The organism is Streptomyces sp. NPDC048352 (assembly GCF_040651895.1).
Lineage (GTDB): Bacteria > Actinomycetota > Actinomycetes > Streptomycetales > Streptomycetaceae > Streptomyces.
Genome location: NZ_JBEZKZ010000018.1, coordinates 30639 through 49450, shown reverse-complemented (window position 1 = coordinate 49450; position 18812 = coordinate 30639). Strand labels below are relative to the sequence as shown.

Here is an 18812-nt window from a genome sequence, read left to right as displayed (position 1 = left end):
CCCTCGCCGCAGGAGTCTCGATGGTCCGGTATGAGTATATTCCTCCGCTTTTTCCGGGTCGTGGGGGCCGGGGACCGGCGGCGACGGGCCGTCACAGGACCGCCACCGGATTGACGGGCGAGCCCGTCCCGCCCGGCACGTTCAGCGGCGTCACCGCGAGCATGAACGCGTAGCGGCCCGCCTCGGCGCAGGCGGCCGAGAGCGCCTCCAGGTCGAGGTTGTCCAGCAGCGGCACCCCCATCGCGGCGATGGCCAGGGTGTGGACGGGGGAGTGCAGGCCCTCCACCGGCGAGGGACGTACGTCGCTGTCCCCGTCCGCTCCGAGCAGGGCGACGGCCCGTCCGGCCAGCAGCGGCAGGGCGTCCACGTGCCAGCCGGCGCTGCCCGTGCCCGGATCCCAGGGCCCCCTCTCCGCGCGGCGCCGGAAGCGTCCCGAGCGCAGCAGGACCGCGTCCCCTTCCCCGATCGTCACGCCGAGCGCCCGCTCCGCGGCGATGACGTCCCGCGCGCGCACCGCGTGCCCCGGCTCCAGCCACGCCACCCCCAGGACGGCGGGCAGGTCCAGCAGCACCCCCCGGGTGACCAGCGGGCCGAGCGCCGCGACCGACCCGAACCGGGCGCCGCCCGCGCCGACCGCCGCGCGCGCCGTGCGGCCGTCGTAGAGCTGCCCCCGGTAGCCGATGTGCGCCAGCGCGTCGAGGTGGGTGACCGCCTTGCCGTGGTAGTCCGCACCCAGGAAGTCCTTGTACGCGGACGGCTCCGGGCTCTCCACGTCGCCGAGATCGGTCATGTGGTGCAGCGCCGGCCGCGGGTTGTCCGGCCCGGGGGCGGTGTCCCAGGGCCGCCCCATCGGCACCACCGTGCCCGTCCGGACCAGCCCGGCGGCCCGGCGCACGTGCTCCGCCGTCACCCGGTTCCAGGCGCCGCGGTCGGCCGCCTCCCACCGGCCCCAGGAGCGGACCGCCTCGAACAGGGCGTCGAACTCCCGGCGGGAGACGGCGTGCCCCTCCCCGGAACCTTCCGGCGGGGCGGGGGCGTCGTCGGCACTGCGGCTCATGGGGCACTCCGGGGTTCGTACGTCCGTCGTCGCCGTCCTCATGCCCGCCGGCGCGCGCGGTTCCGTCTTTCCGCGGCTTTCCACCCCGACGGCGCAGAAAAAACGGGCCGCGGCCTCAGGCGGGCCGGGCCACCAGCTGCGTCCACAGCGGCAGGAGCGCCAGCGCGACGACCGAACTCTTGATGACGAGGGAGGCCGACAGTCCGACTCCGACGTCGTAGCGCTGGGCGAAGACGAACAGGTTCTGCGGCGCGGGCATGGCCGCGATCAGGACGAGGTAGCGCAGCCAGTCGCCCTCCACCCCGAAGGCGTAGCGGCACACCGCGTAGGCGATCAGCGGCAGCGCCAGGCACTTGAAGCCGATCAGGCAGACCTCCTCCCGGGTCGTGCCCCGGACGTCCAGGCCGCTCCCGCCCAGGTGCAGTCCGAGGGCGAACAGCGCCACGGGGGAGGCGCTGTCGCCGACGAAGGCGAAGCTGTCGAGCACGACCCGCGGCACCGTGACCGGCAGCAGGTTGAGCACGATGCCCGCGTTGCAGGCGATCACGACGGGCGTCATCAGCGAGGCGCCGACCGCCGATCCCAGCCGCCGCGCCGGACCGCCCGTCCGGTCCGGCCGCCCCAGCTCCATGACCGAGATGACGACCAGGGACAGCACGCAGACCTGGAAGAGCAGCACCGGGAAGACCGGCGCCGCGTCACCGAACAGCATGATGAACACCGGCACGGCGAAGTAGGCGGTGTTGACCTGGACGGCGGCCATGATGCGCAGCGCCACGGCGCGCGGCTCCCGTACGCCCAGCACCCACGCCGCCGTCCCGACCAGCGCGGCCGCGGCGCACGCCGCGGCGGCGTAACCGGACAGGGCCCGCCACGCGAACAGGGCCCCCAGATCGCTGCGGTAGATGTTCCCGAAGAGGAAGCAGGGCACGGCGAAGAGGAACGCGTAGTCCGCGAAGGCCTTGGAACTCTCCGCCGGCACGACCTTCCGCCGCGCGAGGACGACGCCGCACCCGAAGGCCAGCACCACCGGTGCGAGTCTTTCCAGAGCCCCTGTCGCTCCCATGCGCGCGTGCCCTTGCTCTTGCGGCCCCCCCGGGGGGACCGGGTGATGATCATCGAGGCGGCCGAAGGGCAGAATCGCACACGCGGTCGAGCACGCGAACGGCGGGCTGTTTCTTGCCGTCCGGAGGATTCACCGGCGGTTCGCCGGGCAGTCGCAGGGCGTGGATCAGGGAGGCCGGATGGCACGGGAAACCCCGCAGGGACGCGACGAGAGCCCCGAGGAGCGCGCGGACCGGCAGTGGCAGGAGTTGATCCAGGAGATACGGGTCGCGCAGACGGGGGTGCAGATCCTCTTCGGCTTCCTGCTGACCGTGGTGTTCACCCCGCACTTCCAGGGGCTGTCGCACACCGACAAGGCCATCTACATCGCCACCGTCGTGCTCGGCGCGCTGGCCACCGGCGCGCTCATCGGCCCCGTCTCCTTCCACCGCATCGTCTCGGGGCGCCGGATCAAGCCGGAGGCGGTGACGTGGGCCTCGCGGCTCACCTTCGTCGGGCTCGTCCTGCTGCTGGCCACCTGCACCTCGGCCCTGCTCCTCGTCCTGCGGGTGGCGGCCCCGCACAGCCTGGTGCCCTGGCTGGTGTGCGCCGTCGTCGCCTGGTACCTGCTGTGCTGGTTCGCGCTCCCGCTGTGGGCGCGGATCCGGCACACCTCCAAGAGGTAGGGGCCATGACCGGTCACGGGCTCTCCCGCAGCGAACGGCGGGCACTGACCGCCATCGAACGGACGCTGCGGACCGACGAGCGTTTCCAGCGCCTGATGGCGGTCGGCGCGGACCTCTTCTGCGAGGACCGCCCGTCGCCGGAGCGCGCACCGCACCAGGGCCGACCTGACGTCGCCCGACGGCCCGGCGGGCACCCCTGGGGCAGGGCACCGCACACCGCGGAGCCGCGCACCGCGGACCCGTACCCCGCGGAGTCCCGCCCCGCGGTACCGCACGCCGCACAGCCGCGCGCAGCAGAACCGCACAGCAGGCTCACCCGCGCCGTCTGCGCCTCGGTCGTCCTCTCCCTCGTGCTGCTGCCCCTGGCCGCCGCCACCTCCTCGCCCGCCCTGATCTGCGCCTTCGCGATCTCGTACGCGGTCACGCTGGCCGGTCTCGCGGTGCTGGTCCGGCGCTGGTGCGGCCGGTGCCGCTGAAGCCCGGCGACCCGTACCGGAGTGTCCGGAGCCGGGCGGGGCAGGGGCCGTAAGGGCCCGGCCGACCGGGAAGACGACCCGAGGAGTGCGACATGAGCGAGCAGGAGCGGCACCACCGGTCCGCGCGGACCACCCCCTCCCAGGCGCCCGGCGAGAGCGGCGACCGCGCAGCGCGCCGCGCCGCGGACGAAGCCGTCGCCGGCGAGGCCGGCGACACCGGACGGGACCAGGACGGCGGCCACGACGCGAAGCGGCAGCGGCCCGGCCTCGGGCGCGAGGAACAGGTGAGCCCGTACCCCGAGCCGTCCGGCACCCGGCCCGAGCAGGAGAGTGACGACCGCTGACCGGCGATCCACCAGGTGGCGGGCCCCGCGCCCCCCTTCCGGGTGACACCCCTGCCGGGCTTCGGCGCTCGGCCGGGGGCGCGGGCCCACGATCGCCAGCGGCCGTACCCGCACCGCCGCCGATCGCGGGGTCCCGGACGCTTGGGAGATCACGTGCACGTCCTGCTCGTCGCGAGCGCCTTCAACAGCCTCACCCAACGGGTCCACGCCGAACTGCGCGACCACGGTCACAGCGTGGCGTTCGAGCTGGCCCTGCCCGGCACCGACCTCGCCGAGGCCGTCCGCCGCCACGCGCCGGACCTCCTCGTCGCGCCGATGCTCAAGACGGCCGTCCCCCGCGAGGTCTGGTCCGCGTACACCTGCCTGATCGTGCACCCCGGCCCCGTCGGCGACCGCGGACCCTCCTCGCTGGACTGGGCCCTCACCGAGGGCGCGGACCGGTGGGGCGTCACCGTCCTGCAGGCTGACGAGGAGATGGACGCCGGGGACGTCTGGGCCAGTGCCGACTGCACCCTCCCCCCGGTCGGCAAGAGCGACGCCTACCGGGGCGAGGTCGCCGACGCGGCACTGGCCGCCGTCCTGCTGGCCGTCGAGCGGTTCGCCGCCGGCACGCACGTCCCACTGCCGCAGACCAGGGCCACCGCCCGCCCCTACCTGCGCCAGGAGCGCCGCCGCATCGACTGGGACCACGACACCACGGAGAGCGTCGTACGCGCCCTGCGCGCCGCCGACTCCCGCCCGGGCGTCCTCGACGACCTCCTCGGCGGCCAGTGGTTCCTGCACGGCGGCCACCCCGAGGACACGCTCCGCGGCCGCCCCGGGCAGCTGCTCGCCACCCGGGCCGGCGCCGTCTGCCGGGCGACCGCCGACGGCGCCGTGTGGATCCCCGAACTGCGCGCGCGGCGCGCCCCGGGGGAGCCCGCGCCCGTCAAGCTCCCCGCCGTGCTCGCCCTCGGAGACCGGCTGCCGCCCCTGCCCGAGATCCCCGCCCCGCCGCAGGACGCCGGCCCGGAGGCCGCCGATCCGCCCCGGACCTGGGCCGACATCGGCTACCGGGAACAGGGCGGGGCCGGCTTCCTCACCTTCTCGTTCCCCGGCGGCGCGATGAGCACCGACCACTGCCGGCGCCTGCTGGCGGCCTACCGGACGGCCTGCTCCCGCCCCACGTCGGTGCTCGTCCTCGGCGGCGGCCGCGACTTCTTCTCCAACGGCATCCACCTCGGCGTCATCGAGGCGGCCGCCGACCCGGCCGCCGAGTCCTGGGCCAACATCACCGCCATGGACGACCTGGTGGAGGCCGTCCTGACCACCACCGACCGCCTCGTCGTCGCCGCGGTCGGCGGCAACGCGGCCGCCGGCGGGGCCATGCTCGCCCTCGCCGCCGACGAGGTCTGGTGCAGGGCGGGCGCCGTACTGAACCCGCACTACCGGCTCATGGGGCTGTACGGGTCCGAGTACTGGACGTACACCCTGCCCCGCCGCACCGGCACCGGCGTGGCCGAACGGCTCATGGCCGACGCCCTGCCGGTCAGCGCCGCGGCCGCCCGCCGGCTCGGCCTGACCGACCGGACCCTCGACTGCGGCCCGCAGGACTTCGCGGAGGTGACCGCACGCCTGGCGGTCCGGCTGGCCGCCTCCCCGGCCACCCAGGCCGCCATCGCCGCCAAGAAGGCCCGCCGCGACCGGGACGAGGCCGCCAGGCCGCTCGCCGCCCACCGCGAGGCCGAGCTGGCCCGGATGCGGGAGACCTTCTTCGACCCGGAGGCGCCCTACCACGCGCTGCGCCGCGCCTTCGTGCGCAAGGAGCCCGCCGACCGGACCCCGCCGCACCTGGCGCGCCCCGTACCCGGCCGGCACACCGCCCCCCTGCCCTCGCGGCGGCCCCCCGTCACCGGACCGGCCCCCTATGACAGGGCGGAGGGGCCGCGGCCCTGCTAGCAAGAAGGGTGGGGCCGAAACCGACCCGCAGGCCCCCGCCACCCCTCCCGCATCCCTCCGTCCCCAAGGAGCACCCCCATGGATGCAGCAACGCCCAGCGCGGTAGAGGACCCCCCGATCCACATCCTCTGGATCAACGCCGGCCTCAGCTGCGACGGCGACTCGGTGTCCCTGACCGCGGCGATGCAGCCCAGCATCGAGGAGATCGTCACCGGAGTGCTCCCCGGTCTGCCGAAGATCGCCGTGCACTGGCCGCTGATCGACTTCGAGTGCGGCCCCGTCGGAGGCGCCGACACCTTCATCGAATGGTTCTTCAAGGGCGAGCGCGGGGAGATCGACCCCTTCGTCCTGGTCGTCGAGGGCTCGATCCCCAACGAGAGCATCAAGCCCGAGGGCTACTGGTGCGGATTCGGCGACGACCCGGAGACCGGCCAGCCGATCACCACCAGCGAGTGGATCGACCGGCTCGCGCCCAAGGCACTCGCGGTGGTGGCCATCGGCACCTGTGCCACGTACGGCGGCATCCACGCCATGGAGGGCAACCCGACGGGCGCCATGGGCGTCCCCGACTACCTGGGCTGGGACTGGAAGTCCAAGGCCGGCATCCCGATCGTGTGCGTACCGGGCTGCCCGATCCAGCCGGACAACTTCTCCGAGACCCTCACCTACCTGCTCTACCAGGCAGCCGGGTCCGCGCCGATGATCCCGCTCGACGACAAGCTCCGCCCGACGTGGTTGTTCGGCGCCACCGTCCACGAGGGCTGCGACCGGGCCGGCTACTACGAGCAGGGCGACTTCGCCCACACCTACGACTCGCCCAAGTGCCTGGTGAAGCTCGGCTGCTGGGGACCGGTCGTCAAGTGCAACGTCCCCAAGCGCGGCTGGATGAGCGGCATCGGCGGCTGCCCGAACGTCGGCGGCATCTGCATCGCCTGCACCATGCCGGGCTTCCCCGACAAGTTCATGCCGTTCATGGACAAGCCGCCCGGCGCGACCCTGTCCACCAAGGCCAGCGGCGCCTACGGCGTGGTGATCCGCAAGCTCAGGGCGGTCACCACCCACACCGTGGACAAGGAACCCAAGTGGCGCCACAAGGGCAGGGAGCTGAGCACCGGCTACCGCCCGCCCTGGTGAGCGCACCCCCGCGCCCGCTCCCCTGCGCTCCGCCGCGACGAACACCCCGCACCCGCTCACACGAAGGGCCACGGCACAGACGATGACACCGAAGACGAAGGCGGCCGGCGACGGCAGCGGGCTGGTCGAGATGGCCTGGGATCCGATCACCCGGATCGTCGGCAGCCTCGGCATCCACACGAAGATCGACTTCAAGCAGAAGCGGGTCGCGGAGTGCTACAGCACCTCGTCGGTCTTCCGCGGCTACAGCGTCTTCATGCGCGGCAAGGACCCCCGCGACGCGCACTTCATCACCAGCCGCATCTGCGGGATCTGCGGCGACAACCACGCCACCTGCTCCGTGTACGCGCAGAACATGGCCTACGGCGTGAAGCCGCCGCACCTCGGCGAGTGGATCATCAACCTCGGCGAGTCCGCCGAGTACATGTTCGACCACAACATCTTCCAGGAGAACCTGGTCGGGGTCGACTACTGCGAGAAGATGGTCCGCGAGACCAACCCGGGCGTCCTCGAACTCGCCGAGCGCACCGAGGCCCCGCACGCCGGCGAGCACGGCTACCGCACCATCGCCGACATCATGCGCTCCCTCAACCCCATCGAGGGCGAGTTCTACCGCGAGGCCCTCCAGGTCAGCCGCTACACCCGGGAGATGTTCTGCCTGATGGAGGGGCGCCACGTGCACCCCTCCACCCTCTACCCGGGCGGCGTCGGCACCATCGCCTCCGTCCAGCTCTTCACGGACTACATGAGCCGCCTCATGCGGTACGTCGAGTTCATGAAGCGGGTCGTCCCCCTCCACGACGACCTCTTCGACTTCTTCTACGAGGCCCTGCCCGGCTACGAGGAGGTCGGCCGCCGCAGGGTCCTCCTCGGCTGCTGGGGAGCCCTCAACGACCCCGAGTACTGCGACTTCACGTACGCCAACATGACCGACTGGGGACGGAAGATGTTCGTCACCCCCGGCGTCATCGTCGACGGCAAGCTGGTCACCAACGACCTCACGCAGATCAACCTCGGCATCCGGATCCTGCTCGGCAGCTCCTACTACGACGACTGGGAGGGCCAGGAGCAGTTCGTCACCCACGACCCGCTCGGCAACCCCGTCGACCCCCGCCACCCCTGGAACCAGCACACCATCCCCGCCCCGCAGAAGCGGGCCTTCGACGACAAGTACAGCTGGGTGATGTCCCCCCGCTGGTTCGACGGCAAGGACCACCTCGCCCTCGACACCGGCGGCGGCCCCATCGCCCGGCTCTGGTCCACCGCCCTGTCCGGGCTGGTCGACGTCGGCTACGTCAAGGCCACCGGCCACAGCGTGGTCATCAACCTGCCGCGCACCATGACCAAGCCGGAGACCACCTTCGAGTGGAAGATCCCGCAGTGGAGCAACGCGCTGGAGCGCAACCGCGCCCGCACGTACTTCCAGGCGTACGCGGCCGCCATCGCCCTGCACTGCGCCGAGAAGGGCCTGGCGGAGGTCCGCGCCGGACGCACCCAGACCTGGGAGAAGTTCGAGGTGCCGGACCAGGCCGTCGGCGTCGGCTTCACCGAGGCCGTACGCGGGGTCCTCTCGCACCACATGGTCATCCGGGACGGGAAGATCGCCAACTACCACCCGTACCCGCCCACCCCCTGGAACGCCAGCGTCCGCGACAGCTACGGCACGCCCGGCCCGTACGAGGACGCCGTCCAGAACACCCCCATCTTCGAGGAGAACCCCCCGGAGAACTTCAAGGGCATCGACATCATGCGCGCCGTCCGCAGCTTCGACCCCTGCCTGCCCTGCGGCGTCCACATGTACGTCGGCGGCGGCAAGACGGTGAAGTCCCTGCACGTGCCCACCGGCCTGAGCGGACTGGGCGGATGAGCGCGGCGACGGCGGACGGCCCGCAGACGGGCCGACGGGTCGAGGAGGTCCTCGACCGGCTCGCCGCCTCCGGCGACCCGCGCGCCCGCGCGGCCGCCGAGGAACTGGTCAGCGTCCTCATGGACTTCTACGGAGCCGGGCTCGCCCGGATCGTGGAGCGGCTCGGCGCCCTCCCGCCCGGCGCGGACCCCCTGGGCGCGCTCCTGGAGGACGAGCTGACGACGAGCCTGCTCACCCTGCACGACCTCCACCCCGAGGACGTCCACACCCGCATCGCCCGCGCCCTGGACGCCCTGCCCGAGGCCGAACTGGACGCCTTCGACGAGAGCGACGGCACCCTGCGGCTGCGCTCCGTCCCGGCCGGCGGCTGCGGCTGCGGCGGCGGAGCCGAGGACACCCTGCGGCGGATCGAGGACGTCGTGGCCGCCTACGCCCCCGAGGTCGTCTCGGTGGAGCTGGCGCCCGCCGCCCCCCAGCCGCCGCTGCTCCAGATCGCCGCCAGGCCCCCCGCCCCGGCGCGGACCCCGTGAGCGGGGACGGGCAGCGGGTGGCCCCCGCACGCGGGCTGCGGCGCTTCACCGGGCCGCGCGCCCCGAAGCCGGAGACCTGCGAACTGTGCGGGGTGGCGGTGGCCGGGGAAGGCCACCGCCACCTGGTGGAGACCGAGAAGCGCACCCTGGTCTGCGCCTGCGCCCCCTGTGCCCTGCTGTTCGACCGGCCCGGCGCCGGCGCGGGACGCTTCCGCACCGTCCCCGACCGGTACCTGAGCGACCCCGGCCACCGGTGGGACGACGAGGCGTGGGAACTCCTCCAGATCCCGGTCGGCGTCGCGTTCTTCTTCCGCAACGCCGCCCTCGACCGGCTCGTCGCGCTGTACCCCAGTCCGGCCGGAGCCACCGAGAGCGAACTCGACCCCGAGACCTGGCAGCGCGTCCTGGGCGCCGGCCCGCTGGCCTCCCTCCTCGAACCCGACGTGGAGGCCCTGCTGCTGCGCCGCTCGCAGGGCCGCACCGTCTGCTACCTCGTCCCCATCGACATCTGCTACGAACTGGTGGGCCGCATGAGAATGCTGTGGCAGGGCTTCGACGGGGGCGCCGAAGCCCGCTCCGCGCTCGACGCCTTCTTCGCCGAGGTCGAACGGCGCGCCGTACCCGCCGGCCGGGAGCCCGCGACGGCACCCACGGGGGAGCGGCGCCCGTGAGCGACCTCACCTTCACCTGCACCGGCGTACGCGCCGACCCGTACGCCGCCGGACCCACCCTCCTGCTGCGGCTGCGCGTCAGCGCCCCCTCCACCACCCGCGTCCACGCCCTCGCCCTGCGCTGCCAACTGCGCATCGAACCGGCCCGGCGCGGCTACGGCCCCGGTGAGGCCGCCGCCCTCCAGGACCTCTTCGGGGAGCGCTCCCGCTGGGGCACCACCCTCCAGCCCGTCCAGTTCGCCCAGGTCGCGGTCATGGTCCCCAGCTTCACCGGGGAGACCGAGACCGAGGTGGCGGTCCCGTGCACCTACGACATGGACATCGCGGCCACCCGCTACTTCGACGCCCTCGAGGACGGCGACGTACCGCTGCTCATGCTGTTCTCCGGGACGGCCTTCACCGGAGCGGGCGGCTTCCGCGTGGAGCCCGTGCCCTGGGACCGCGAGGCCACCTACCGGATGCCCGTCGCCGTGTGGCGGGAGATGATCGAGCAGCACTTCCCCGGCTGCGGCTGGCTGCGGCTGCCCCGCGAGACGATGGCGGAGCTGCTCGCCTTCCGCTCGCGCCACGCGCTCGCCTCCTGGGAGGCGACCGTACGCATGCTCCTGGACGCCGCCGCCACCGGCGACCCGGAGCCCGTCGGGGCCGCGGCCCCCCTGGACCGGCTGGTGGGGAGGACGGCACCGTGACCACGACCTCCCCGCCCGACGCCCGCTTCGCCGGCGCCCGGCAGCTGGCCGACGCCGTCCTCTTCGAGGGGTACGTGCTCTATCCGTACCGGGCCTCCGCGGCGAAGAACCGGATGCGCTGGCAGTTCGGCGTCCTGGTGCCGCCCGCCTGGGGCCCCGCACACGGCGAGCACTCCTTCCAGCGCACCGAGCTGGTCATGGAGCCCCGCGGCGAGGCCGTCCTCCACCTCGAACTGCGCTTCCTCCAGGCGTGGCGGCGTACCGTCGAAGAGGCCACGGGTGACGGCTCGTTCACGGCCGTGCCCGAACTGCACCTGCCCGACCGGGTCCTGGTCCCCTGGGACGAGGGCACCGAGGAACGGGTCGTGATGACCGTGCCCGTGGCCGAACTGGCCGCCGGCGAGGTGACCCTGCCCTTCGCCCGCCCCGCCCGCGAGGAGAGCGAGCCCGTCCCCGGCCCCGACGGCCGGGAGCGGGGCCGGCTCGTGCGGCGCGCCGAGCGGATCGACGCCGAGATCAGGCTCCGCGCCACCGAACTCGACGTGCCCTACCGGGCCCTGAAGCTCACCGCCGTGGTCGAGAACACCGGCGAGTGGACACCGGAGCCCGGCGCCGGCCGGGACAGCGCCCTGTCCAGGTCCCTGGTCGCGGCCCACCTCCTGCTGGGCCTGAGCGCCGGCTCCTTCCTGTCCATGACCGACCCGCCCGAATGGGCCCGCTCCGCGGTCCGCGGCTGCGAGAACCGGCACACCTGGCCCGTGCTTGCCGGGGAGGGTGGCCGCGCCGACGTGGTCCTGTCCTCCCCGATCATCCTCGAGGACCACGCCGAGATCGCCCCCGAGAGCGCCGGCGCGATGTACGACTCCACCGAGATCGACGAGATCCTCGCCCTGCGCACCGCCGCCCTCACCGACCAGGAGAAACGTGAGGCGCGCGGCACCGACCCCCGCGCCGCCGCCGTGGTCGACCTGGCCGAATCCATGCCCGCCGAGGTCCTGGAGCGCCTGCACGGCGCGGTCCGCGCACTGCGGGAGATCACCCGGCCGGGCCGGCCGGAACCGGCCGGACCCCCGCACGACGGGGACGTGTTCACCCCCGACACCCCCTGGTGGGACCCGGCGCACGGGGCCGCCGCCGAGCCGGCCCCCGAGCGGATCATGATCGCCGGACGGTCCGTCGGGCCCGGCAGCCGCGTCCTGCTGCGGCCGGGCCTGCGCCGCACCGACGCCCAGGACCTGTTCCTGAAGGACAGCGCCGCGCAGGTCGAAGCGGTCCTCCACGACGTCGACGGGGGAGTGCACCTCGCCGTCACCCTCGACGGCGATCCGGGCGCCGACATCCGCCGGGAACAGGGCCGGTTCCTGTACTTCCAGCCCGACGAGGTCACCCCGCTGGAGGACGCGTGAGCGGCCGGACCCTGGTCGCCGGCATCGGCAACGTCTTCCTCGGCGACGACGGGTTCGGCGTCGAGACGCTGCGGGCGCTGGCCGCGCACCCGCTGCCGGACGGAGTGGAGGCGGTCGACTTCGGCGTGCGCGGCGTCCACCTCGCCTACCAGCTCCTCGACGGCTACGACACGCTCGTCCTGGTGGACGCCACCGCCCGGGGCGCCGCCCCGGGCACGCTCCACCTCATCGAGGCCGACGGCAGCGGCCCCATCGCCCCGGGCAGCGCCGTGCTCGACGGCCACGACATGTCCCCCGACACGGTCCTGGCCCTGCTGGACACCCTGTGCGCGGGCACCGGCGCCACCCCGCCCCGGCGCACCCTGGTCGTCGGCTGCGAGCCCGCCACCGTCGAGGAGGGCATCGGCCTGAGCCCGCCGGTGGCCGCCGCGGTACCCCGCGCCGTCCGCATGGTCCTCGACCTGCTGCCCGCCCGGCCCGGGCCCGTGGCCGCCGACACCCCCGCGAACTGAGGAGAACCCCGTGAAGAAGACCATCGCGTTCTGCACGGCCGCCGTCCTCGGCGCCGCCCTGGTGATGAACCTCCCCGACATCAGGCGGTACCTGCGCATGAGCCGCATGTGACCCGCGGCCCGTACGGGCCGCCCCCGAATGGCGTACGGGCTCTCCGGTGCGTCGGCGTGGCCGTCCGCCGCGCGCCCGCCCCGCCGGTTCAATGAGGCCCGGCAGGACGGAGTCCGATGCACGAGATGTCGATCGCCATGGCCGTCGTGGGCCAGGTGGAAGAAGCGGCCCGGGCCGGCGGCGCCCGCGCCGTCACCTCCGTACGGCTCCAGGTCGGAGAACTGGCCGGCGTGGTACCGCAGTCCCTCGCCTTCTGCTTCGAACTGGCCTGCGCCGACACCCTCCTGGAGGGTGCCGAACTCACCACCGAAGCCGTGGCGGCCCGCGCGCACTGCGCGGCCTGCGACACCGGATGGGCGGTCGGCATGCCCCCCGCCCTGTGCTGCCCCGGCTGCGGTGCGGCCGGCGCCGTCGAACTGCTCTCGGGCCGGGAGCTGCGCGTCCTCAGCGTCCGCTGGGAGGACGGCCCCGCCGGCCCCCAGCTGCGCGAACCGATCCCCGAGGGGGCCTGAACCATGTGCCGAGTGGTCGACCTGCGCCAGGCGGTGCTCGCCAAGAACGACGGGGCCGCGCAGGCCCTGCGCGCCGAACTCACCGCCCGCGGAACGACGGTCGTCAACCTGCTGTCCAGCCCGGGCAGCGGCAAGACGGCCCTGCTGGAACGGGAACTGCTGCTCGCCCCGGAGCGCGGTGTGACCGTGGCCGCGCTGACGGCCGACCTCGCGACGGAGAACGACGCGACCCGGCTGGCCCGTTCGGGCGCCCCGGTCAAGCAGGTGCTCACCGACGGGCTCTGCCACCTGGAGGCCCACATGCTGGGCCGCCACCTCGACGGCTGGCTCCCCGAGCACACCCGGCTGCTGTTCGTGGAGAACGTCGGCAACCTGGTCTGCCCGGCGTCGTACGACCTGGGGGAGTCCCTCCGGGTGGTGCTCGCCTCGGTGACGGAGGGCGAGGACAAGCCGCTGAAGTACCCGACCGCCTTCGGGCTGGCCCAGCTGGTGGTCATCACCAAGACCGACATCGCGGAGGCCGTCGGGTTCGACGAGGAGGCCTTCCGGGCGAACGTCCAGCAGGTCAACCCGGGGGTGGAGCTGGTCCGCACCTCGTCCCGCTCGGGCGAGGGTGCGGGGGTCCTCCTCGACCGCGCCCGGAGCATCGCCGAAGGCGCCCTCCCGCACGTACCGGTGATGTCCCGCCTGCGCCCGTCCGCGGACCACACCCACACCCACGGTCACGGGCCCGACCACGCCCACGACCACACCCACGGCCCCGATCACGCCCACGATCACGCCCACGGTCACGGCCCGGGCCCGGAGCGCGCTCCCGGCAGTGCCGCCGTCCGTGCCGGGCGGCGGTCCGGGGCGGAGCCCCGGGGAACGGGCGGAGGGCGCGCCGGGGACGGCCCCGGACCGGCCCCCGCCGGACCGGCGACGCAGACCCGCTGATGGAGGCCGTACAGCGCCGCCGGGTCCTCGTCCGCGGCGTCGTCCAGGGCGTCGGCTTCCGGCCGTACGTGTACACCCGCGCGACCGGCCTCGGCCTCGCCGGCCACGTCACCAACACCCCCGAGGGCGTCCTCGCCGAGGTCGAGGGCGCACCGGCTGCCGTCACCGCCTTCTGCGAGCGCCTCGCCGCGGACGCCCCGCCGCTGGCCGTCGTCGACGCCGTCGACCACTGCGAGGTCCCCGTCGCGGGCGGCACCGGCTTCACGATCATCGCCTCCCGCTCCGGCGGACCCGCCCGCACCCTCGTCTCCCCGGACGTGGCCACCTGCGCCGACTGCCTCGCCGAACTGGCCGACCCGGCCGACCGGCGCCACCGGCACCCCTTCATCACCTGCACGCACTGCGGACCCCGCTTCACCATCGTCACCGGACTGCCGTACGACCGGGCCCACACCACCATGGCCCGCTTCCCGATGTGCCCGGACTGCGCCCGCGAGTACGCCGACCCCGCCGACCGGCGCTTCCACGCCCAGCCCGTGGCCTGCCCCGCCTGCGGGCCCCGGCTGCGCCTGCTCACCGGCACGCCGCCGCGCGAGGACGCGGCCGCCGACCCCGTCGCCGCGGCCCGCCGGCTCCTGGCCGACGGCGCGGTCCTCGCCGTCAAGGGCCTCGGCGGCTACCACCTCGCCTGCGACGCCACCCGGCCCCGGGCCGTCGCCGAGCTGCGCCGCCGCAAGGCCCGGGGGGACAAGCCCTTCGCCCTCATGGCCCGCTCCCTCGCCGACATCGAAGCCCTGGCGTGCGCGGGACCCGCCGAACGGGCGCTGCTCACCGGACCCGACCGGCCCATCGTGCTGCTGCGCCGCCGCCCCGAGTCCGACGCGGTGCTCGCCCCGGACGTCGCCCCGCGCAGCCCCGACCTCGGCGTGATGCTCCCGTACACACCCGTGCACCACCTGCTGCTCGGCCTGCCCGGCGACCCTCCCGGCCCCCGGCTGCTCGTGATGACGAGCGGCAACCTGTCGGGCGAGCCCATCGTCACCGACGACGCCGAGGCCCTGGACCGCCTCGGCCCCCTCGCCGACGCCTGGCTCACCCACGACCGCCCCATCCACGTGCCGTGCGACGACTCCGTGGTGCGCCTGTGCGACGGCGAGCCGCTGTTCGTACGCCGCTCCCGCGGCCACGCCCCGCTGCCCCTCGCGCTCCCGCTGGCCGTGCCCCCGGTGCTCGCCGCCGGGGGAGACCTCAAGAACGCCTTCTGCCTCGCCGAGGGCCGCAGGGCCTGGCTGTCCGCGCACATCGGCGACATGGACGACCTCGCCACCCAGTACGCCTTCGAACGCGCCGAGCGGCAGCTGGAGTCCATCACCGGAGTCACCCCCGCCCTGTTCGCCGCCGACCGCCACCCCGGCTACCGCTCCACCCGCTGGGCCGCCCGGCACGCCGGCCCCCGCCCCCTGGTGCGCGTCCAGCACCACCACGCGCACATCGCCTCGGCCATGGCCGAACACGGCCTCGACGGCGGCCGGCGCGTGATCGGGATCGCCTTCGACGGCACCGGCTACGGAGACGACGGCGCCGTGTGGGGAGGCGAGGTGCTGCTCGCCGACTACACCGGCTACACCCGCTTCGCGCACCTCGCGTACGTCCCGCTCCCGGGCGGCGACGCCGCCGTACGGCGCCCCTACCGCATGGCCCTGGCCCACCTGTGGGCCGCCGGCCTCGACCCCGGCCCGGACCTGCCCGCCGTCGCGGCCTGCCCGCCCGGTGAACTGCGGGTCCTGGAGCGCCAGCTGGAGCGCGGCCTGAACTGCGTGCCCACCTCCAGCATGGGACGCCTCTTCGACGCCGTCTCCTCCCTGGCCGGCGTCTGCCACCGCGCCGGGTACGAGGCCCAGGCCGCCGTGGAGCTGGAGGCGGCCGCGCTCGCCGCCCCCGCCGGCGACCCGCACCCCGGATACCGGTTCACGCTGCGGCCCGCGCCGCCCGGTACGGGGGCACCGCTCACCGCCGACCCGGCCCCCGTCCTGGCGGCCGTCGCGGCCGACGTGCGGGCGGGCACCGCGCCGCAGCCGGTCGCGGCCCGCTTCCACACCGCGGTCGCCGCCCTCGTCGCGGACGCCTGTCTCGCGGCCCGCGAGCGGCACGGCCTCGACACCGTCGCCCTCACCGGCGGGGTCATGGCGAACACCCTGCTCTCCGGCACCTGTTCCCGGCTGCTGCGCGCACACGGCTTCACCGTGCTGCGCCAGCAGCGGGTCCCCCCGAACGACGGGGGACTGGCCCTCGGCCAGCTCATGGTGGCGGCCGCGGTCCACGCCACCGAACCACCACAGCAAGGAGGGGCACATGTGCCTGGCGGTACCCGGCAAAGTGATTGACATCGGGGAGCGGGACGGCACCCGTATGGCCACCGTCGACTTCGGCGGAGTGGTCAAGGAGGTGTGCCTGGAGTACCTGCCGGACCTGGAGGTGGGCGAGTACGCCATCGTCCACGTCGGCTTCGCCCTCCAGCGCCTGGACGAGGAGTCCGCCCTGAAGACCCTCGGCCTCTTCGCCGAACTCGGCATGCTCCAGGAGGAGTTCGGGGACCCCTGGGAGCAGGCCGCCGAAGCCGGCGGCGTGCCGGCCTTCACCGACGACGACCCCGCAGACGTCCCGCAGGAGGCGGCGCAGCAGTGAAGTACATCGAGGAGTTCCAGGACCCCGGCCTCGCCCGCCGGCTGCTCGACGACATCCACGCCACCGTCACCCGCCCCTGGGCGCTGATGGAGGTCTGCGGCGGCCAGACCCACAGCATCATCCGGCACGGCCTGGACCAGCTCCTGCCCGAGCAGGTCGAGCTGATCCACGGGCCCGGCTGCCCCGTGTGCGTGACCCCGCTGGAGGTCATCGACAAGGCCCTGGAGATCGCCTCCCGCCCGGGCGTCGTCTTCTGCTCCTTCGGCGACATGCTCCGCGTCCCCGGCACCGGCCGCGACCTCTTCCAGGTGCGCGGCGAGGGCGGCGACGTACGGGTCGTCTACTCCCCGCTGGACGCCCTGCGGATCGCGCGCCAGAACCCGGACCGCGAGGTGGTGTTCTTCGGGATCGGCTTCGAGACCACCGCACCGCCCAACGCCATGACGGTGTACCAGGCGAAGAAGCAGGGCATCACCAACTTCAGCCTGCTGGTCTCCCACGTCCGGGTCCCCCCGGCCATCGAGGCGATCATGGACTCGCCGAGCTGCCGGGTCCAGGCCTTCCTCGCCGCCGGGCACGTGTGCAGCGTGATGGGCACCGCCGAGTACCCCGAGCTGGCCGCGCGCCACCGCGTCCCCATCGTGGTCACCGGCTTCGAGCCGCTCGACATCCTGGAGGGCGTACGGCGGGCCGTGCGCCAGCTGGAGCGCGGTGAGCACACCGTCGAGAACGCCTACGCGCGCGCCGTCCGCCCGGAGGGCAACCCGGCGGCCCTCGCCATGCTGGAGGACGTCTTCGAGGTCACCGACCGGGCCTGGCGCGGCATCGGCGTCATCCCGCGCAGCGGCTGGCGGCTGTCCGCCCGCTACCGGGAGTTCGACGCCGAGCACCGCTTCTCCGTGAGCGGCATCGACACCCGCGAGCCGGCCGAGTGCCGCAGCGGCGAGGTCCTCCAGGGCCTGATCAAACCGCACGAGTGCGAGGCCTTCGGCACCACCTGCACCCCGCGCACCCCGCTCGGCGCCACCATGGTCTCCAGCGAGGGCGCCTGCGCCGCGTACTACCTCTACCGGCGCCTCGACATCCCGACCGCCAAGACGGCACCGCTGGAGGCGACCCCCGTTGTCTGACACCGCACTGGACGTCACCGGCTGGACCTGTCCGGCCCCCCTGCGCGACCACCCCCGCGTGGTGATGGGCCACGGCGGCGGCGGCGCGCTCTCCGCGGAGCTCGTGCGGCACGTCTTCGCCCCCGCTTTCGGCGGCGAGGTGCTCGCGCAGCTCGGGGACAGCGCGACCGTGACCCTGGGCGGGGCCCGGCTGGCCTTCTCCACCGATTCCTACGTGGTGCGGCCGCTGTTCTTTCCCGGCGGCTCGATCGGCGACCTCGCGGTCAACGGCACCGTCAACGACCTGGCCATGAGCGGGGCCCGGGCCGCCTATCTGTCCTGCGGGTTCATCCTGGAGGAGGGCGTCGAGGTGGCCACGGTGGCCCGGGTGGCCGAGGCCCTCGGCGCGGCCGCGCGCACGGCGGGCGTGGAGGTGGCCACCGGCGACACCAAGGTGGTCGAAGCCGGCCACGGCGACGGGGTGTACATCAACACCGCCGGCATCGGGCTCGTCCCGGAGGGCGTGGACCTGCGCCCGCAGCGGGTCGTACCGGGCGACGTCGTCATCGTCAGCGGCGAGATCGGGCTGCACGGGGTGGCCATCATGAGCGTCCGCGAGGGCCTCGGCTTCGAGGCGGACATCGCGAGCGACTGCGCGCCCCTGGGCGGCCTCGTCCAGTCCATGCTCGCGGTCACCCCCGACCTGCACGTCCTGCGCGACCCCACCCGCGGCGGCCTGGCCGCCGCACTCAACGAGATCGCGGCCGCCTCCGGCGCCGGGGTGGTCGTCCAGGAGGGCCGGGTGCCGGTCCCCGAGGCCGTGTCCAACGCCTGCGCCATCCTCGGCCTCGACCCCTTCTACGTGGCCAACGAGGGCAAGCTCGTCGCGTTCGTGCCCCGCGAGCACGCCGAGGCCGTCCTCGACGCCATGCGGGCCCACCCCCTGGGCCGGCACGCCGCGGTGATCGGCGAGGCGGTCGAGGCCCACCCCGGCCTCGTCGTGGCCCGCACCGGCCTCGGAGGCACCCGCGTGGTCGACCTGCCGATCGGGGAGCAGCTGCCGCGGATCTGCTGACGGCGCGCTCCGGGGCGCGCCGGGGCGCC

At 74.3% G+C, this 18812-nt stretch carries 19 protein-coding genes; 17 read left to right on the top strand and 2 right to left on the bottom strand.

Going from position 1 to position 18812, the window contains the following annotated elements; genetic code table 11:
* Positions 1-91: 91 nt before the first annotated feature.
* On the bottom strand, positions 92-1057 hold the full coding sequence (locus AB0D45_RS12565; RefSeq protein ID WP_361611056.1) for a cyclase family protein: 966 nt from the start codon (positions 1055-1057) through the stop codon (positions 92-94).
* A gap of 115 nt (positions 1058-1172) precedes the next feature.
* Positions 1173-2123, bottom strand: a complete 951-nt coding sequence (locus tag AB0D45_RS12560) for an AEC family transporter (protein ID WP_362457711.1) — start codon at positions 2121-2123, stop codon at positions 1173-1175.
* A 178-nt stretch (positions 2124-2301) separates the two neighbouring features.
* On the opposite strand from AB0D45_RS12560, the gene AB0D45_RS12555 reads away from it, so the two are divergent.
* The 17 genes from AB0D45_RS12555 to hypE all read left to right on the top strand — a co-directional run bounded on the left by AB0D45_RS12555 (position 2302) and on the right by hypE (position 18783).
* Positions 2302-2787, top strand: coding sequence for a DUF6328 family protein (locus AB0D45_RS12555; RefSeq protein ID WP_362457708.1), 486 nt, complete (start codon positions 2302-2304; stop codon positions 2785-2787).
* Positions 2788-2792: 5 nt separating this feature from the next.
* Complete coding sequence (locus tag AB0D45_RS12550) at positions 2793-3263, top strand: hypothetical protein (protein ID WP_362457705.1); 471 nt, start codon at positions 2793-2795, stop codon at positions 3261-3263.
* Positions 3264-3355: 92 nt separating this feature from the next.
* Positions 3356-3607 carry a hypothetical protein gene (locus AB0D45_RS12545; RefSeq protein WP_362457702.1) on the top strand — a complete coding sequence of 84 codons (252 nt, stop codon included), beginning with the start codon at positions 3356-3358 and terminating at the stop codon, positions 3605-3607.
* Between the two features lie 153 nt (positions 3608-3760).
* Positions 3761-5545, top strand: coding sequence for an enoyl-CoA hydratase-related protein (locus tag AB0D45_RS12540; protein WP_362457699.1), 1785 nt, complete (start codon positions 3761-3763; stop codon positions 5543-5545).
* Between the two features lie 78 nt (positions 5546-5623).
* Complete coding sequence (locus tag AB0D45_RS12535; RefSeq protein ID WP_361610662.1) at positions 5624-6679, top strand: hydrogenase expression protein HypE; 1056 nt, start codon at positions 5624-5626, stop codon at positions 6677-6679.
* A gap of 82 nt (positions 6680-6761) precedes the next feature.
* Positions 6762-8546, top strand: a complete 1785-nt coding sequence (locus AB0D45_RS12530; protein ID WP_361610664.1) for a nickel-dependent hydrogenase large subunit — start codon at positions 6762-6764, stop codon at positions 8544-8546.
* Positions 8543-9076 (top strand): hypothetical protein, encoded by a 534-nt coding sequence (locus AB0D45_RS12525; protein WP_362457696.1) that lies wholly within the window; start codon positions 8543-8545, stop codon positions 9074-9076. The genes AB0D45_RS12530 and AB0D45_RS12525 overlap by 4 nt, the downstream gene beginning before the upstream one ends.
* A gap of 17 nt (positions 9077-9093) precedes the next feature.
* Positions 9094-9747, top strand: coding sequence for a DUF5947 family protein (locus AB0D45_RS12520; protein WP_362457694.1), 654 nt, complete (start codon positions 9094-9096; stop codon positions 9745-9747).
* Positions 9744-10436, top strand: coding sequence for a DUF6084 family protein (locus tag AB0D45_RS12515; protein WP_362457691.1), 693 nt, complete (start codon positions 9744-9746; stop codon positions 10434-10436). Before AB0D45_RS12520 ends, AB0D45_RS12515 begins: the two co-directional genes overlap by 4 nt.
* Positions 10433-11842 (top strand): hypothetical protein, encoded by a 1410-nt coding sequence (locus AB0D45_RS12510; RefSeq protein WP_362457688.1) that lies wholly within the window; start codon positions 10433-10435, stop codon positions 11840-11842. Before AB0D45_RS12515 ends, AB0D45_RS12510 begins: the two co-directional genes overlap by 4 nt.
* Positions 11839-12354, top strand: a complete 516-nt coding sequence (locus tag AB0D45_RS12505) for a hydrogenase maturation protease (protein ID WP_362457685.1) — start codon at positions 11839-11841, stop codon at positions 12352-12354. The genes AB0D45_RS12510 and AB0D45_RS12505 overlap by 4 nt, the downstream gene beginning before the upstream one ends.
* A 228-nt stretch (positions 12355-12582) precedes the next feature.
* Positions 12583-12978 (top strand): hydrogenase maturation nickel metallochaperone HypA, encoded by a 396-nt coding sequence (locus AB0D45_RS12500; RefSeq protein ID WP_362457682.1) that lies wholly within the window; start codon positions 12583-12585, stop codon positions 12976-12978.
* Positions 12979-12981: 3 nt separating this feature from the next.
* Positions 12982-13914 (top strand): hydrogenase nickel incorporation protein HypB, encoded by a 933-nt coding sequence (hypB, locus tag AB0D45_RS12495; RefSeq protein ID WP_362457680.1) that lies wholly within the window; start codon positions 12982-12984, stop codon positions 13912-13914.
* Positions 13914-16298, top strand: coding sequence for a carbamoyltransferase HypF (hypF, locus tag AB0D45_RS12490; protein WP_362457678.1), 2385 nt, complete (start codon positions 13914-13916; stop codon positions 16296-16298). Before hypB ends, hypF begins: the two co-directional genes overlap by 1 nt.
* Positions 16267-16599, top strand: a complete 333-nt coding sequence (locus tag AB0D45_RS12485; protein ID WP_361609374.1) for a HypC/HybG/HupF family hydrogenase formation chaperone — start codon at positions 16267-16269, stop codon at positions 16597-16599. Before hypF ends, AB0D45_RS12485 begins: the two co-directional genes overlap by 32 nt.
* Complete coding sequence (gene hypD / locus AB0D45_RS12480) at positions 16596-17729, top strand: hydrogenase formation protein HypD (RefSeq protein WP_361609376.1); 1134 nt, start codon at positions 16596-16598, stop codon at positions 17727-17729. Before AB0D45_RS12485 ends, hypD begins: the two co-directional genes overlap by 4 nt.
* The gene (hypE, locus tag AB0D45_RS12475) at positions 17722-18783 is read left to right on the top strand and encodes a hydrogenase expression/formation protein HypE (protein WP_361609378.1); all 1062 of its coding nucleotides are present in this window, start codon (positions 17722-17724) and stop codon (positions 18781-18783) included. Before hypD ends, hypE begins: the two co-directional genes overlap by 8 nt.
* Positions 18784-18812 lie beyond the last annotated feature (29 nt).

Excerpts from the sequence above, each read along its gene's own strand:
- AB0D45_RS12530 (WP_361610664.1), top strand. The coding sequence starts at position 6,762 with ATGACACCGAAGACGAAGGCGGCCGGCGACGGCAGCGGGCTGGTCGAG.
- AB0D45_RS12485 (WP_361609374.1), top strand. The coding sequence starts at position 16,267 with ATGTGCCTGGCGGTACCCGGCAAAGTGATTGACATCGGGGAGCGGGAC.
- AB0D45_RS12550 (WP_362457705.1), top strand. The coding sequence starts at position 2,793 with ATGACCGGTCACGGGCTCTCCCGCAGCGAACGGCGGGCACTGACCGCC.
- AB0D45_RS12565 (WP_361611056.1), bottom strand. The coding sequence starts at position 1,057 with ATGAGCCGCAGTGCCGACGACGCCCCCGCCCCGCCGGAAGGTTCCGGG.
- AB0D45_RS12500 (WP_362457682.1), top strand. The coding sequence starts at position 12,583 with ATGCACGAGATGTCGATCGCCATGGCCGTCGTGGGCCAGGTGGAAGAA.
- hypB (WP_362457680.1), top strand. The coding sequence starts at position 12,982 with ATGTGCCGAGTGGTCGACCTGCGCCAGGCGGTGCTCGCCAAGAACGAC.
- AB0D45_RS12545 (WP_362457702.1), top strand. The coding sequence starts at position 3,356 with ATGAGCGAGCAGGAGCGGCACCACCGGTCCGCGCGGACCACCCCCTCC.
- AB0D45_RS12535 (WP_361610662.1), top strand. The coding sequence starts at position 5,624 with ATGGATGCAGCAACGCCCAGCGCGGTAGAGGACCCCCCGATCCACATC.
- AB0D45_RS12560 (WP_362457711.1), bottom strand. The coding sequence starts at position 2,123 with ATGGGAGCGACAGGGGCTCTGGAAAGACTCGCACCGGTGGTGCTGGCC.
- AB0D45_RS12555 (WP_362457708.1), top strand. The coding sequence starts at position 2,302 with ATGGCACGGGAAACCCCGCAGGGACGCGACGAGAGCCCCGAGGAGCGC.
- AB0D45_RS12525 (WP_362457696.1), top strand. The coding sequence starts at position 8,543 with ATGAGCGCGGCGACGGCGGACGGCCCGCAGACGGGCCGACGGGTCGAG.
- hypF (WP_362457678.1), top strand. The coding sequence starts at position 13,914 with ATGGAGGCCGTACAGCGCCGCCGGGTCCTCGTCCGCGGCGTCGTCCAG.